Origin of the sequence: Rhodococcus wratislaviensis (assembly GCF_041228765.1) — a bacterium.
Classification (GTDB): domain Bacteria; phylum Actinomycetota; class Actinomycetes; order Mycobacteriales; family Mycobacteriaceae; genus Rhodococcus_F; species Rhodococcus_F wratislaviensis.
In genome coordinates this window covers 85,554-101,836 of the sequence record NZ_CP150490.1, presented here as the reverse complement: position 1 = coordinate 101,836, position 16,283 = coordinate 85,554, and the positions used below count along the sequence as shown (strand labels likewise).

Here is a 16,283-nt window from a genome sequence, read left to right as displayed (position 1 = left end):
ATGATGATCACCACCGAGGCAGCGCTTCTCACCGCGCTGAACGAACCGCTCGAATTCACCGAGATCCAGGTCGACGACCCGGAGCCGAACGAGGTCCGCGTCGCGGTCTCGAACGTGGGCCTGTGCCACAGCGACCTGCATTACATGACCGGCACCGTGGGCGCCGACCTGCCCGTGGTTGTCGGGCACGAGGTGGCGGGCATCGTCGAGTCCGTCGGCTCCGCGGTGACCTCGTTGCGCCCGGGCGACCGCGTCGTCGGTGCCCTCACACCCTCGTGCGGGTTGTGCCGCAACTGCCAGGTCGGGCACTCGACGCAATGCCAGCGTGTCTCGCAGATCCGACAGCGCCCCCGCCCCGCTTTCCAGTTGCCGGGAGGCCAGGTCGTCGAACGGCTCGGCGACATCGGCGCGTTCTCCCGCCACACCGTGATGCGGGAGAACGCGCTGGTCAAGGTTCCCGACGAGGTGGGACTGCACGTCGGGTGCCTGCTGTCGTGCTGCATTGTCACCGGCGTCGGCGCCGTCTTCCGCGGCGCGCAGGTACGCCCCGGCGCCACCGTGGCCGTGATCGGCTGCGGCGGTGTCGGATCGGCCATCATCCAAGGCGCGCGCCTCGCCGGCGCCTCGGCGATCGTCGCAGTCGATCTCGACGATGTCCGGCTCGCGGCGGCGCGGACCTACGGTGCCACGCACGTCGTGAACGGTGCAGCCGATGTCCCGGCCGAGATCCGGAAGGTGCTCGGCGACGGCGTGGATTACTCGTTCGAGGCCGTCGGTTCCGCCCGGACCGCGGCTACCGCGCTGGCGGTCCTCCGCGGGACGGGCACGGCATGCCTGGTGGGCATCGCGCCCGACGGCACCGACCTCACTGTTCCGGCGTCGGATTTCTTCTTCGGTGAGAAGCGCCTCATCGGTTCCTACATGGGCTCGGGCCAAGCGCACGAGGACATCACCCAGTTCGCGCGTCTCTACCTGCAGGGCCACCTGCTGCTCGACGAGATGGTCAGCGACGTGATCCCGTTCCACGAGATCAACAAGGGCTTCGAGGCGATGAAGTCGGGCGAGGTGACCCGCATCGTCGCCGACCTCACCGCGTGATCACCCCGACCCCATCCACAATTGCGCACCGAAGGAGGCCGCAGATGTCGAATACGCAACTGCCTCAGCCGATCAACTACATCGCGGACGGGTGGTCCGAGTGCCGGGCACTTCCGGACGCGTGGAATCTCGACCCCAACACGGGGCAACCCATCCACCGCGCCGTCACCACCAGCGCGGACGACGTGGAGCGCGCGCTGCGCCATGCCGAGCGGTCCTACGGCTTCGAACACTGGGATGACGCGGCGAGCGAGGATCGCGCCGCCCTCATCGAGCGTGCAGCCGACATCGTCGAGACCCGGATCGAGGACATCGCCCGGACCGACGCCCTCACCAGCGGCGTCCCGATCGCGAAGGCCCGGCTGGTCGCGCAGTTCCTCCCGCACCGGATCCGCTCGTCCGCTGCGGATCTGCGGGCCACCCCGCGTCGCACCGCGCTGGCGGCCGGCGGCCGCGACGTGCGGTTGTACAAGGTCCCGTGGGGCCCCGCAGCCATCCTCACCCCGTGGAACGGCCCCAGTTTCATTCCCGCCGCGAAGATGGTGAGCGCCCTCGCCGCCGGCTGCCCCGTCATCCTCAAACCGTCGGAGCACGCGCCGAGCAGCGCCCAGATCATCGTCGAGTGCTTCGTCAAGGCCGGGCTGCCCGACGGTGCGCTGCAGCTCGTCCACGGCGGGGGAGACGTGGGCGCAGCGATCACCCGCGACCCCCGCGTGAAGATCGTCTCGTTCACCGGCGGCCCGAACGCAGGTCGTGCGATCGCCCGCGCCGCCGCGGAGGACTTCAAGGTGCTCCAGCTCGAGCTCGGCGGCAACAACCCGGCCCTCGTGCTGGACGACGCCGACATCGACGTGGCCGCCGACGGGATCCTCGACGGGATGACCAAGCTCAACGGCCAGTGGTGTGAGGGACCGGGAAAGGTGTTGGCGCACAAGAGTCTCGTCGAGCCGCTCCTGGCCGCGCTGCTCGATCGCATCTCACGCATCGAGATCGGCCACTCGCTCGACGAGAACACCCAGCTCGGCCCGATCTCGAACGCCCCGCATTTCGCCACCCTGCAGAGCCGCATCGACGGGCTGCGGGCCCACGGCGCGACGATCCATCAACCTGCGCAGCTGCCCGCACTCGACGGGTTCTTCCTTTCGCCCACCGTCGCTTCGGGAGTCGACGCGTCGGTGGCGACGGCCGAGCTGTTCGGACCGCTCGTCAGTCTGCACGCCGTGGAGTCCGACGAGGACGCGCTCCGCGTTGCCAATGCCAACCCGTCGGGTCTGGACGCCTACGTGTTCGGCGGCGACCTGGATCGCGCCGTCGAGGTCGGATCCCGTCTGCTGTCGGGCGAGGTGCGCGTGAACGGTGCCAAGGTCGCCGATCTCGCAGACGGTTCGGCACAGAGCTTTTGGGGCACTGCCGGAATCGGCGGTCACGCCCCCGGCGAGTCCGTCCGCGTGTTCTGCGGCGACCGCGTGGTCGGCGTCGATTCACCCGACCTTCCGATGTAGCGACCGAACTACTTTCGCGTCACCCCTTGACTGTGACCGGGACCACTGGTCTACTAAACTAAGTCAATTGATCCAGTCAAATGACTATTTTAACGAAAGCGGCAAACTCCATGTACCTCCCCTCCACCTCGGATACCGGGATCGTCGATGTCATCGGCGTCGGCGCCGGCTTCTCCGGCCTCTACCTCTCGCACCGGCTCACCACCGCCGGGTGGACCTTCGCGGGCTTCGAGGCCGGACCCAGTGTCGGCGGCACCTGGTTCTGGAACACCTATCCGGGCGCGCGCTGCGACGTCGAGAGCATCTACTACTCGTACTCGTTCGACGAGGCGCTCCAGCAGGAGTGGACGTGGAGCCAGCGATTCGCGCCGCAGGCCGAGATCCTCAGCTACATCAACCACGTCGCCGACCGCTTCGACCTGCGCAAGCACTTCACGTTCGATACCCGAGTGGTCGGCGCGACGTGGAACGCGGCCGACCGGCTGTGGGAGGTGCAGCTGGACAACGGCGAGACGCGCCGCGGCCGCTACCTGATCTCGGGCGCCGGCGGTCTGTCCACCCCCAAGGACTTCGACGTGCCGGGCCTCGGGAACTTCACCGGACTCCAGGTGTCCACCAGCCGCTGGAACATCACGCTCGACGACCTGGCGGGCAAGCGTGTCGCTGTGATCGGCACCGGATCGTCCGGCGTGCAAGCCATCCCGCTGATCGCGGAGGTCGCCGAGCACGTCACGGTGTTCCAGCGCACCCCGAACTATGTGATGCCCGCGCGCAACGCCGACCTCCCCCCGGAGCAGGTCACCGCCGTCAAGGACGGCTACCCGGCGATCCGTGAGGAATGCCGGCACTCGCCCGGCGGCATCCCCGACCGCCCCGTCACCGACAACGCCTTCGACGTCTCGGACGAGGAGCGTCGGCGGCGCTACGAGGAGGCCTACGAGCGCAGCGGCTTCCAGGGCGTCGGCGCCGAGTTCGCCGACCTCCTCACCGACGCCGAGGCGAACCGGACCGCGTCGGAATTCATCCACGACAAGATCCGCGAGATCGTCGAGGATCCGGCCACCGCCGAGCTCCTGGTGCCCAGGTATCACCCTCTCGGCGCCAAGCGCAGCGTCTTCGGTACGGACTACTACGAGACCTACAACCGGCCGAACGTGTCGTTGGTGTCGCTGCGTGACGAGCCGATCGAGACCATGACCGCGAACGCGATCGTCACCTCGAAGGGCACCTACGAGGTGGATGCGGTGGTGCTCGCCATCGGTTTCGACGCCTTCACCGGCCCGCTGTACGGGCTGGGTCTCACCGGCGCGTCCGGCAAAACGCTGCAGGAGACCTGGCACGACGGCATCCGCACCTATCTCGGATTCATGACCACGGACTTCCCCAACTTCTTCATGGTGGCCGGCCCCCTGAGCCCCGCGTTGGCGAGCAATGTGGTGGTGACCATCGAGCAGGCCGTCGACTGGATCGCCGATCTCATCGAGCACGCCCGCGACTCCGGCGCCACGCTGATCGAGGCCACCCCCGAGGCCCAGAACGACTGGGTGGACATCACCGAGGGGACCGTCGCCCAGACGCTGTACGCCACCACCGACTCCTGGTACCGCGGCTCCAACATCGAGGGCAAACCCAACACCTTCATGGGCTATGTGGGCGGTGTGGGCAAGTACCGCCGGATGTGCACCGAGATCGCCAAGCGCGGTTACCCCGGCGTCGAGATCGACGGCGAGGCGCAGTCCCGCAACCTCGGCCCGATCCATCAGGAGATCTCATGAGTAGGACGGTCCACCGGCGCTATGTCGCCTTCTCCGACGCGCACTACGCCGGGAACCTGGTCGACGGTGCGTTCGCCCTGAAGTTGTTCGGCGACGCCGGCACGAACCTGTCGATCGAGATCGACGGCCACGAGGGGCTGTTCGCCGGCTACTCGTCGGTCGAGTTCCTCGCCCCGGTCCGCGGCGGTGACGTCGTCGAGGCCGAGGCCCGGCTGGTGAAAAAGGGCAACCGCAGCCGCACGGTCGACTTCGAGCTCCGAGTGATCTGCCGCGGCTCCGACGACACCGGCCGCGCACACGTCCTCGAATCGCCACTGGTTGCGGTGCGCGCTCGCGGCACCGCGGTCATCCCTGCAGACGAGACGGAGAAGTAGCCATGGAGCTGATTCACGACACCGGTTGGGCCGCACCGCCCGCCACCGTCGAACAACCCCTGACCGGTGACATCGACTGCGATGTCGTCGTGATCGGCGGCGGCGGGGGCGGCATGACGGCCGCCATCCGCCTCGCCGAGAAGGGCGTCGACGTGGTGCTCCTCGAGGCGCAGACCCTCGGCTGGGGCGCCAGCTCCCGCAACGCCGGATACATCACGAACTCGGTCGCCGCCGATCCGGAACTGTTGGGTTTTCTGCTGAAGCGCGAGCGGCTGCGCGACCTCTACCGGTACGCCGAGAACGCGGTGCACTTCGCCGAGGACGCCATCACCCACTACGGGATCGACTGCGGCTACCAGCAGGAGGGCATCGTGATGGCCGCCGTGTCCAAGGGGCAGCTGCGGCACGCGCGCCGCAACGCGAAGGTCATGGCCGAGGCCGGATCGGCGGCCGAATTCGTCGAGGGCCGCGCAGCAGGCCTTCCGGCCGGCTTCCTCGGCGGAGTGCGCGAGGGGGTCGGTGGCACGCTCAACCCGGGTGAGTTCGTCCTCGGTCTGCGGGCCGCGACGATCGCGTCCGGCGTGCGTGTCTACGAGCGCACCCCCGCCCACGACGTCACGGACTCCGGCGACGGTGTCACCGTCGACACACCGGACGGACGGGTTCGGGCTCGCAAGGCGCTGCTGACCACCAACGCCAACAGCAACGGCTTGTCCATCGCGCCGAAGAATCTCGCCAGCCCGGTGTGGACCTCCCTGGTCGAGACCGAACCCGTTCCGCCCGAGCGACTCGACGCCATCGGCTGGACCAGCCGCGCCCCGATGGTCACGCTGCACATGATCATCGAGAGCTACCGCGTGACCCCGCGGGGCACCATCGTGTTCGGCACCCGCCGCGTACAGACCGGGCAGAACCCACTGCCGAACCGCACCCCCGCACGGAACGTCACCGACGACCTCGTCCGCGGCTTCCACGACCGCTTCCCGGGTCTGCGCGACGTGAAGCTGCAGCAGTCATGGGGCGGCTGGATCGGTATGAGTTCCACGTGGCTCCCCGTCGCCGGCGAGGCCTCCGACAACGTGCTCTACTCGCTCGCCTGCAACGGCCACGGGTTCGCCCAGGCACAGTATGTGGGCCGTCTGCTGGCGGATCGGGTCGGTGGCGCGCCGCTGCACGATGACCTGGCCGCGATCTGGCACGGCCGCAAGCGTTTCTGGCCCAGCTTCGTCAGCGGACCCGCGCTGCACGCGGCCTGGCTCGCCGACCGCGCCTCCGACCGCCTGGCAGCCCTCACGAACTAACCATCGGCGCAAGCCACCCCTCAAGGAGAAATCATGTCCATCAGAGAACTGCTCTTCGCGGTCGCGGACATCTGGATGATCGCCGTCGGATTCACCTACGGCATCAAGTTCATCCGGAACTACAAGAACTACCTGCTCGGCATCGAGTGGATCATCGTCGCGACATCGGGTTCGAACTTCCTCATTTACGGCCTCGTCAAGGCTGGTCACGACAGCCCGATGTACGCCTTCGCCTACTTCCTGGACGCTTTCTCCCGGTCCGTCGGCATCACGCTGATCCTGGTCCTGGGGCTGATGAAGGTCACCCACCGGTACAAGCCGTCCGCGGCGGTGGACATCGGCGCATTCGCCCTCGCGGCCGTGGTGGGCTTCCTCCTCAGCCAATTCGCCGTGGAGATCGGTCTGCCCGGCAAGATCTTCTACATCGTGGTCAACGTGCTCACCACGATCTTCCTGATCTACTTCGTCAAGCGCCTCTGGGGCATCGGCGAGCGCGGGCACGCCATCTCCGCCGCCGTCGCCACCGCCTGCGGATTCGTCATCGCCGCGACCTACGACTTCGTCCACATCCCGGGCGACGACGCGGAGCACACGATCTTCTACATCTTCGCGCTGTCCACGTGGGGCCTGCAGATGTTCACGTACTACCGCGCCTACCGAGCGTTCGACGCTTACAACAAGCGCGTCGATGCGCAGACGGTCAGCGGCAGCGCTCCAGCTACGGCCTGAGTGCCCGCACCGTCCTTGCGATCGATCGAGAGTCAGGAACCTAAAATGACAACGCACGACGTGCACGAAGAGATCACCGAGGTAGTCGTTGTCGGCGCCGGAATGTCGGGGCTGATGGCGGCCACCACGCTGGCGCCGGAGACCGACGTGGTGGTGCTCGAATCCACCGATCGCACGGGCGGACGAGTCGAGACCGTCCGTCGAGGCAACTACTGGATCAACGTCGGCACCCAGTTCACCGAGGGCACCGGCACGCTGATCGATGCCCTCGACCGGCACGGCATCGAGATGGGCTCGCTCGCAGGCAAGAGCGTCGCGCTGTACTTGAACGGCGAGGTGGTCGACACCTCGAACCCCGTCGCGCTCATGTTCCGCACGCGGATGACCATGTTGGACCGTCTCGGGATGGCCATCGTCGGCGCGCGCATCCTCTCGGTCATGCCGTTCCTGGAGTCGCAGAGCCGTATCGCGCAACGGGTTCGCGCCAAGCTCGACACCATGCTGGCGTCATACCTGCTGAAGGGTGTCCGGTCGGAGTTGGCCGCCGCCGTCGTGCGGTCGTGGTCGGCGCAGTGGATGGGATGCGAGGTGGAGGAGACGGCCGCCACCCAGTTCGTCACGTCCGTCGGCCTCGCGCTGGCCGACCCGGAGAAGATCCCGAACTTCTCGCTGCCGGTGGGTGGCAATCAGACGTTGACCGACGTGCTGACGGAAGATCTCGGTGGCCGGATCCGGCTGAACTCGGTGGTGCGCTCGGTGCGGCAGGACGGTGACGGCGTGGTCGTCGACTATCACGACGGTGACCGACCGGTGCGGCTGCGGGCAAAGCGCGCGATCGTGACCGCACCCGCCGATATCGCCGAGCGAATCATCCCAGACCTCCCGCAGCAACACCGGAATGCTTTCAACGACATCACCTACGGCCGGTACGTGATCGTCGGATTCTTCACCGACGAAGTCGGGCCGCAACGCTGGGACGACTACTTCGCTGTCTCGACACCGCAACTGTCGTTCCAGGCGATGTTCAACCACGCCGCGGCGATGCGGAACGGCGACGACCGTAAGCCGGGTGGAGCGCTGGCCTGTTTCGCCGGCGGCGCTCACGCCGACGCGTTGTTCGACCTCCCCGACGAGGAAATCATGTCGCAATTTGCGAAGGACCTGCTCGCAGTGTTCCCCGAGCTGGAAGGGAAACTGGGCGAGGGCATCGTGCGGCGGCACCGTCGGGTCGTGCCCTTCTGGGCGCCCGGGCGGAGGAACTCGCTTCCAACGTTGCGTGATCCGCTCGGAACCATCCACCTCGCCGGCGACTACCAGCTCGATCTGCCGTCGCTCGCCGACGCAGCGACGGCGGGCGAGCGAGCGGCGAAGGCCGTACTGGCGAGCCTGAACCAGGCCGCGAGAGAGAAGGACTCGGCAATCAGAGTTTGAGAAGTCGCTTCACCAGCTTGCCGGAGGCGCGGGGTAGTTGCCGCGTAGTCCGGGCACGCCCTCAGCCGAACAACTCGGGGTCGACGCGATCGGCATCGACGGCTTCGAGTGCGCCGGACACCCCGGCGAGGACGACGTCCCGGGCTCGTGCTGATCCCCGCCGCGGCCCGGGCACTGTCCGTCCCGATCATCGCGAGCGGCGGACTCGCCACCGGCGCCCGGCCACCGGGCCACGTGACCCATTCACCACTGCTGCAACACTTCGAGGGAGAGGCCCCAGTGAGCTTCAAGAGCCCGTTTCCGGACGTCGAGATTCCGAACCTCAGTGTCTACGATTTCCTCTTCGGCCAGGTCGATCCGGCCGATGGGGACCGGCCTGCGCTGATCGACGGTGCCTCCGGCGCGGTCACCACCTACCAGTCGCTGGTCGCCCAGATCAACGGGGTGGCCGGGGCGCTGGCCGCGCGCGGTCTCGCCGTCGGCGAGGTGGTGGGTCTGCACTCGCCGAACGTTCCCGCGTTCGCGTCGGTGTTCCACGGGATCCTCCGGGCCGGTGGTGTCGCGACCACCATCAACGCCCTCTACACCGCCGAGGACATCGCCAAGCAGCTCACCGACTCGAAGGCGAAGTTCCTGTTCACCGTCTCCCCGCTGCTGCCGCAGGCCAAGGCCGCGGCCGCGAAGGTCGGGATTCCGGTAGAGAACGTGATCGTCCTCGACGGCGCCGACGGGCACCCGTCGCTGAAAGATCTGCTGGCCGAGGGCGCCCCCGCCCCCGACGTGTCGTTCGACCCGGCCACCCAGCTGGCGGTGCTGCCGTACTCGTCCGGGACCACCGGCCGGCCGAAGGGCGTGATGCTCACGCACCGCAACCTGGTGGCGAATGTCTGCCAGATCAACCCGCGGATGGGCATCGGCGCCGACGACAAACTGCTGGCGGTGTTGCCGTTCTTCCACATCTACGGGATGACGGTGCTGCTGAACGCGGCCCTGTACAACCGGGCGAGCTTGGTGACGATGCCGAAGTTCGACCTGGTCGAATTCCTGTCGATCGTGTCCGGGCAGAAGTGCACGTATGTGTTCATCGCCCCACCGGTCGCGGTGGCGTTGGCCAAGCACCCGCTGGTCGACGAGTACGACCTGTCGAGCGTGCATTCGATCTTCTCCGGCGCCGCCCCGCTCGATCAGGAACTGGGCAAGGCCGTCGCCAACCGGCTCGGCTGCCGGGTGCGGCAGGGCTACGGGATGTCGGAGATGAGCCCGGTCTCGCATGCGATTCCGTTCGACCGCGACGACATCGCCCTGGACTCGGTGGGGCCGTCGATCGCGAACATGGAATGCAAGCTGGTCGACCCGGCCACCGGCGAGGAGGTCGCCTACCCGGCCGACGGGGTCAGCGAACCGGGTGAGTTGTGGTGCAAGGGCCCGAACATCATGGCCGGGTACCTCGGCAACGAGGCGGCGACCGCGGAGACCCTGGATGCGGACGGGTTCCTGCACACCGGCGACATCGCGACCGTCGACGCCGAGGGCGTCGTGACGATCGTGGACCGGATGAAGGAGCTGATCAAGTACAAGGGCTACCAGGTGCCGCCCGCCGAACTGGAGGCGTTGTTGTTGACGCACCCGCAGATCGCCGACGCCGCCGTCATCGGGGTTCTCGACGACGAGGGTGAGGAGGTGCCGAAGGCGTTCGTCGTCCGCCAGCCCGGTGCCGAATTGGACGAGGCCGCGGTCATCGCGTTCGTCGCCGAGCGGGTGTCGCCGCACAAGAAGGTCCGCAAGGTCGAGTTCATCGACCTGGTGCCGAAGTCCGCCGCGGGCAAGATCCTCCGCAAGGACCTACGCGCCGCCGAAACTGCCGAGAGGTAGGCCCTCCGACAAGACACACACCGACCGACCACTACCGCCACCCTCATCGACGGTGTCCTGCAGCTGCCCATCTCCACGGCGGCCGCAGGCATGTCGATGGATTTCACCCAGATCGACGAGGCCACCGAGGCCGTGCGCCTCGGCTTGCTCGACCAAATTGTCGCCGACGACGAGATCCACACCGAGCGCCCCAGAGCGCCATGCTCGACGGTATAAGGGAGCCGCCGCCAGCGTGAACGCAGCATCTGCGCTGCCACACGTGTTCGTGCAGCATCGAGTCTGTAGGTGTCGTGAGGGGGTTCGAGGCTACCGTAGCTCGCATCGTTCAGGCTACCGTCAGCGATATCCTGGAAACACGTCATCGAGAGGCTGAACGTGCAGATTTCATCGAACACATCGCGGACCGGATGAATCGATCCGGACGATGTCCGATATCGATCCGTTCGAGACCCATCGCGATGTGACCCCGTCGGTCGCGTCGGAACTGGCGGCTGACGGATTCGACGACGCCCGGGAGATCGGGCGTGGAGGCTTCGGTGTCGTGTACCGGTGCACGCAACCCGCGCTCGACCGGACCGTCGCCGTGAAGGTGCTCACCAACGATCTCGCGGAGGAGAACCGCGAGCGCTTCTTTCGCGAACAGCGGGCGATGGGCCGCCTGACCGGACACCCCAACATCGTCAATGTCCTCCAGGTCGGGGTCACCGACAGCGGACAACCATTCATCGTGATGCCGTACCACCCGCAGGGCTCCTTGGACGAACGTATCCGACGGCACGGTCCGTTAGGTGTGGACGACGTACTGCAGTTGGGGGTGAAACTTGCAGGCGCGTTGGAGGCCGCCCACGGCGAGGGCATCGTCCACCGCGACGTCAAGCCGGCGAATATTCTCCTCACCGACTATGGCGAGCCGGCGCTCACAGACTTCGGGATCGCGCATATTTCCGGCGGGTTCGAGACCGCTACCGGCATCGTCACCGGTTCACCCGCGTTCACTGCACCCGAGGTCCTCGGCGGCGCCGCCCCGAGCCCCGCCTCGGACATCTACGGACTCGGAGCCACCCTGTTCTGCGCAGTCACCGGCCACGCTGCATTCGAGCGCCGCAGCGGCGAACAGGTGGTAGCCCAATTCATCCGCATCACAACGGAATCCGCTCCGGATTTGCGAGAGCACGGCCTCGCCGATGATGTTGCTACCGTGATCGAGCAGGCAATGGCCAGTCGCCCCGAGGACCGGCAACCCTCAGCCCTAGCGTTGGGCGAGAATCTGCGCGAGATCCGACGTAGCCGCGGGATATCTGCAGACGACATGGCGCTCCACGTGCGACCCGCCCCGGAAACAGAACCACCACCGCAGGAGAGGATTCACCTGAACCCTTCCCACCACGAGAGGGGGAATCTCCCCCTGGATTTGTCCAGCTTCGTCGGTCGCAGGCACGAGATCACCGAGGCGAAGAATCTACTGGCGTCGTCACGATTGCTGACGTTGGTCGGAATCGGCGGAGTCGGGAAGACACGTCTCGCACTTCGGCTTGCAACGACTATCCGCCGCGAGTTCGCCGACGGAGCATGGTTCGTCGAGCTCGACGAGGTCCGCACTGCGTCCCGATTGATCGACGTGGTGGCGTCCACGCTTGGTTTGCGGGACCAAACTGACCGGTCGCTACGCGAGATTCTGCTGGACTTCCTGTCGTCGCGAGAACTGTTGCTGGTATTGGACAACTGCGAGCAAGTGGTCGACGCGGTGGCCGATCTCGCGACGGTTCTGCTGCAGCAGAACCCGAATCTGCGCATCCTCGCGACAAGCCGCGAACCCCTTGCAATTGCCGGGGAGGCAGCACTGCGCGTTCCCCCACTCACCGTCCCCGACCCCGACCGCGAGCCGTCCCTGCAGGGTCTGCCCCGCTACGACGCCGTCTCGCTGTTCACCGAACGCGCCACCACGGCGGTATCGACCTTCGCGTTGACCGATGCCAACAAGTCCGCTGTAGCGCGGATTTGTCACCGGTTGGACGGGTTGCCGCTGCCGATCGAATTGGCGGCGGCGCGTTTGCGTGCGATGTCGCCCGAACAGATTCTGCAACGGCTTTCCGACCGCTATGCGTTGTTGACTCGCGGAAACCGAGGCGCGCCTTCGCGCCAGCAGACGCTTCGGTTGTGCGTCGACTGGAGCTACGACCTGTGCACCCCGCTCGAGCAACTGACGTGGGCACGACTGTCGGTGTTCCCCGGCAGCTTCGAACTGGATGCCGCAGAACACGTGTGCGGGGAGAACATGTCGCCGGAGGCGTTACTGGACTCACTGGCATCCCTCGTCGACAAGTCGATCCTGATCCGCGAAGAACACGACTCCCTGGTCCGCTTCAGACTGCTCGAGACCCTCCGTGCCTACGGCAGGGAGAAGGCCCAGCACAACGGTGACTACCACGACCTGCGCCGGCGGCACCGAGATTGGTACCGCCAGCTGGCTCGCACCGCCGAGGACGAGTTCATCGGTCCCAGGCAGCTCGAGTGGATGGAGCGACTGAGCAGTGAGCAGCCCAATCTGCGGGACGCGATGGATTTCTGCCTCGCCGAAAGTGATGCCGACGCCGGTTTACAGATGGCCACACCCTTGTTGCAGCTCTGGGGGTCGCGAGGCCAGCTCAGCGAGGCGAGGCGCTGGCTCGACCAATTCCTGTCACTCCAGAAAGAACACCCGACCGTCACCTACATCCGGGCGCTGTACGCCGACTGCCTGATGTCCGAACAGCAGCAGGACCACCAGCGAGGTGCTGCCCTTGTCGAGCGGGCGCGGATCCTCGCCGATCAGATGACCGACCCGATAGCGCACGCGATCGTCGACCACGCGGACGGCATCGTCGGATTGTTCACCGGCGATCTCACACGCGCGGCGTCACGTCTGGAGCGGGCACAGCCTGTGTTGCGACAAGCCGAGAACGAACTCGCACTGCGGATCGAGTCTCTGACGCTGCTGGGATTGGCGTATCAACTGGCCGACACCGAACCTCACCGGGCAGTCGAATGCTACGAGGAAGTTCTCGCGATCACGGAAGCTCAAGGTGAATCCGTCTATCGGGCCTACGCACTGTGGGCCATGGCCGTCGCACAATGGCGACTGGGTGATCAGCGTCGCGCAACCGACCTACTTGAAGAAGGAGTGCGGCTCGCTCGACTCGTCGACGACCCGGTCAGTTGCGCGAACTGCGTCGAAGTACTCGCCTGGATCGCCGGAACCAGTGACCCTGAACGCGCCAGCACACTGATGGGGGCCGCGGAAGCGCTCGGCCGTGCTGCCGGAAGCCCCTCCGTAATCGTTCCCGACCTGTTCGTTTATCACGAAGAATGCGAGCGGTCCGCCCGCCGGATGCTCATCGAACGCGCCTTCGAGCAAACCTGGCAACACGGCAGGGCAATGGATCTCACGTCCGTTGTCTCCTACGCACTCCGCGAGCAGACCCCGAAGACGAGCCCTCCAGGTTCCACCACCCTGACGAAACGCGAAAAACAGGTCGCCGAACTGATCGCCGAGGGTCTGACCAACAAGGCGATCGCCGCCCGACTCGTCATCTCGCAGCGCACCGCGCAAGGACATGTCGAACACATCCTCACCAAACTTGGATTCACCTCACGAGCACAGGTCGCAGCCTGGGTTGTCGAAGAGAGACAATCGTCCTAGTTGCCGCTCAGCATGAAGGTGAGGCATGGGTCAGCTCGACATCGGACCCGGCGTAGATGCCGAACGACCTCCCGGTGGCCCTAGCCTGATGCGCTCCAGGCCGCCCAGTTTACATAAGGTCCGTTATCGGTACTTCGAAAATGCCCTTCTAGCGGCACGTTCGGCACATCTTGCTGTCCAAGATGTTCGGCTGAGCGAGTGAGCGTCCAACTGGGTTCGGTACGTCGCTGGCTTCGGTATACAGCCTCGTTGAAAGTCGCCCAACTCTTCTGCCGTCACTGAGAAGCCGCCGCATGAAGACCCACGTGGGGGCTCAGAAGATATCGTCAAATAGATCTTCTATGAAGTCCCCAACGTCGCCGGGTACAGACCCTATCGCGTCGATAGTATCCTCCAACGCACCACCAATTTCCTTGCCTACTTTTTCGGTAAACGACCAACCGTCGCCGCCGAAGAAGCGCACAGCCCCTGCCAGAGGCGAGACGCATGTGAAATAGAGCGCACCCATAGTGCCGATGGCTGTGGAAATGGTGTGCTGGCTTTCCCCTTTCAGGATTCCGATTGCCGCGTCGACGATTTTTCCATAATATTCGCCTGTGTTGACTGCGAGGTTGCCGGGCCCGACACCTGATATTGCGCGAATCAAACCCTCCACTACTGCGAGTGGTTGGACGATCGCAAGCACGGCCAGCCAGCCTATTCCATAGACGGCGCCACCGATATCGGCTGCCTTGATGTTCCCACTTATGATTTTTTCTTTATTCTCCGAAAAATACTTGAGGATATCCTCCTTCATTTTCTCAAGGACCTGATCACGTTGTTGGGGTGTCAGTCTGTCTGCCAAGACCTGCACGTGAGACTGCATGCCATCCGGATGAGCAATGACTAGGGCCGAGTCCCCCTCGGTTAGCTGGTACCCACCCACAAGGTCAGAAGTCGTTCCTGACATCCACCGGCTGGTCCAGACGTGGTTGTCGAGTCCGATCACGAACAGGTCCAGGTTGACCGGTCCCCGCGCCACCGCCGCGATCTGCTGGCGCTCGTGGTCGAATACATGCTGTCCGGGAATCGGGAACCACTCCGAGGTCCAGACGGAGGAGGCCTGGTTCCAGGCGGCGCTCCAGATGTGGTTGTCGAGTCCGATGACGAATAGGTCCAAATTGCCCGTTCGCCGCGCCACCGCCGCGATCTGCTGGCGCTCGTGGTCGAATACGTGCTGTCCGGGAATTGGGAACCATTCCTGGGTCCAGCCGATGCCGTCCTTCCAGGCGGCGCTCCAGATGTGGTTGTCGAGTCCGATCACGAACAGGTCCAGCATGCCCGGTCCCCGCGCCACCGCCGCGACCTGCTGGCGCTCGTGGTCGAACACGTGCTGCCCGGGAATCGGGAACCACTCCGGGCTCCATCCGGAGGCCTGGTTCCAGGCGGCGCTCCAGATGTGGTTGTCGAGTCCGATCACGAACAGGTCCAGGTTTCCCGGTCCCCGCGCCACCGCCGCGATCTGCTGGTTGTCCTTGTCGAACACGTGCTGTCCGGGAATTGGGAACCATTCCTGGGTCCAGCCGATGCCGTCCTTCCAGGCGGCGCTCCAGATGTGGTTGTCGAGTCCGATCACGAACAGGTCCAGCATGCCCAGTCCCCGCGCCACCGCCGCGATCCGCTGGCGCTCGTGGTCGAATACGTGCTGTCCGGGAATTGGGAACCATTCCTGGGTCCAGCCGATGCCGTCCTTCCAGGCGGCGCTCCAGATGTGGTTGTCGAGTCCGATCACGAACAGGTCCAGCATGCCCGGTCCCCGCGCCACCGCCGTGACCTGCTGGTGCTTGTGGTCGAACACGTGCTGCCCGGGAATCGGGAACCACTCCGGGCTCCATCCGGAGGCCTGGTTCCAGGCGGCGCTCCAGATGTGGTTGTCGAGTCCGATCACGAACAGGTCCAGGTTTCCCGGTCCCCGCGCCACCGCCGCGATCTGCTGGTTGTCCTTGTCGAACACGTGCTGCCCGGGAATCGGGGACCACTCCTGTGCCCAACTCACTGTTCTCACTCCTTCATGTCTTTCGCGGATTTGAATGATCACGGGCGGTACGGATTACTACCCTTAGTCCGTGCCGTGCCGTGCCGTGCCGTGCCGTGCCGAGGCGATTCGTGCCGAGGTCGACTAAGAACTTCCGATCTTCATCCCCGGCATTCTGTTGCATGGACGCGGCGAGACCATCGATCGTTGTGTCCCCAATTTCGAGGACAGAGACGAACTCCCCGGTCAACGCATGAGCCATGACGCTTCAACTTTTGAGCAGGCCGAATCTTTGACCAAACCGCGCGTAGGCTGGTTCGGTAAATCTGTACTCGTTAGTTAGTGTGCCTACGCATCTCCGATTCGGACACAGTATCGAGCTTGGCTATTTGTCCCGTGCGGAGATACCCTCCCTCGCTGTGAGCCGTGCGCATACTTCGTCGAAAAGCAAGACTGGTCGGTTCACTTCGATGATCCTCCAGTGCGACGCCAATGTCACCGATGGTTC

Annotated in this window: 10 protein-coding genes and 1 pseudogene; 10 read left to right on the top strand and 1 reads right to left on the bottom strand. The window is 65.5% G+C overall.

The features are described from left to right. Positions 1 to 3 precede the first annotated feature (3 nt). The 10 genes and pseudogenes from WKC72_RS41870 (at position 4) to WKC72_RS41825 (ending at position 13,761) form a co-directional block, all read left to right on the top strand. On the top strand, positions 4 to 1,098 hold the full coding sequence (locus WKC72_RS41870) for a Zn-dependent alcohol dehydrogenase (protein WP_370185637.1): 1,095 nt from the start codon (positions 4 to 6) through the stop codon (positions 1,096 to 1,098). A gap of 44 nt (positions 1,099 to 1,142) precedes the next feature. Further along, positions 1,143 to 2,600 carry an aldehyde dehydrogenase gene (locus tag WKC72_RS41865; RefSeq protein WP_370185634.1) on the top strand — a complete coding sequence of 486 codons (1,458 nt, stop codon included), beginning with the start codon at positions 1,143 to 1,145 and terminating at the stop codon, positions 2,598 to 2,600. 110 nt (positions 2,601 to 2,710) lie between these two features. Further along, positions 2,711 to 4,375 carry a flavin-containing monooxygenase gene (locus WKC72_RS41860; RefSeq protein ID WP_370185631.1) on the top strand — a complete coding sequence of 555 codons (1,665 nt, stop codon included), beginning with the start codon at positions 2,711 to 2,713 and terminating at the stop codon, positions 4,373 to 4,375. After that, positions 4,372 to 4,749 carry a hotdog domain-containing protein gene (locus WKC72_RS41855; protein ID WP_370185629.1) on the top strand — a complete coding sequence of 126 codons (378 nt, stop codon included), beginning with the start codon at positions 4,372 to 4,374 and terminating at the stop codon, positions 4,747 to 4,749. The genes WKC72_RS41860 and WKC72_RS41855 overlap by 4 nt, the downstream gene beginning before the upstream one ends. Before the next feature lie 2 nt (positions 4,750 to 4,751). After that, a complete protein-coding gene (locus WKC72_RS41850) occupies positions 4,752 to 6,050 on the top strand; it encodes an NAD(P)/FAD-dependent oxidoreductase (RefSeq protein ID WP_370185626.1) in 1,299 nt (432 codons plus the stop codon). Between the two features lie 33 nt (positions 6,051 to 6,083). Then, positions 6,084 to 6,779, top strand: a complete 696-nt coding sequence (locus WKC72_RS41845; RefSeq protein ID WP_370185623.1) for a transporter — start codon at positions 6,084 to 6,086, stop codon at positions 6,777 to 6,779. Positions 6,780 to 6,824: 45 nt separating this feature from the next. Beyond that, entirely contained in the window at positions 6,825 to 8,210 is a 1,386-nt protein-coding gene (locus tag WKC72_RS41840; RefSeq protein WP_370185620.1) for a flavin monoamine oxidase family protein, read from the top strand. Between the two features lie 64 nt (positions 8,211 to 8,274). Beyond that, positions 8,275 to 8,426, top strand: a pseudogene (locus WKC72_RS41835) (nitronate monooxygenase); the annotation flags it as partial. 63 nt (positions 8,427 to 8,489) lie between these two features. Further along, the gene (locus WKC72_RS41830) at positions 8,490 to 10,082 is read left to right on the top strand and encodes an AMP-binding protein (RefSeq protein WP_370185905.1); all 1,593 of its coding nucleotides are present in this window, start codon (positions 8,490 to 8,492) and stop codon (positions 10,080 to 10,082) included. Positions 10,083 to 10,506: 424 nt separating this feature from the next. Further along, positions 10,507 to 13,761, top strand: coding sequence for a protein kinase (locus WKC72_RS41825; RefSeq protein WP_370185617.1), 3,255 nt, complete (start codon positions 10,507 to 10,509; stop codon positions 13,759 to 13,761). A 313-nt stretch (positions 13,762 to 14,074) separates the two neighbouring features. Here WKC72_RS41825 and WKC72_RS41820 read toward each other — a convergent pair whose 3' ends face one another. Beyond that, a complete protein-coding gene (locus WKC72_RS41820) occupies positions 14,075 to 15,796 on the bottom strand; it encodes a hypothetical protein (protein ID WP_370185614.1) in 1,722 nt (573 codons plus the stop codon). Between the last annotated feature and the right edge of the window lie 487 nt (positions 15,797 to 16,283).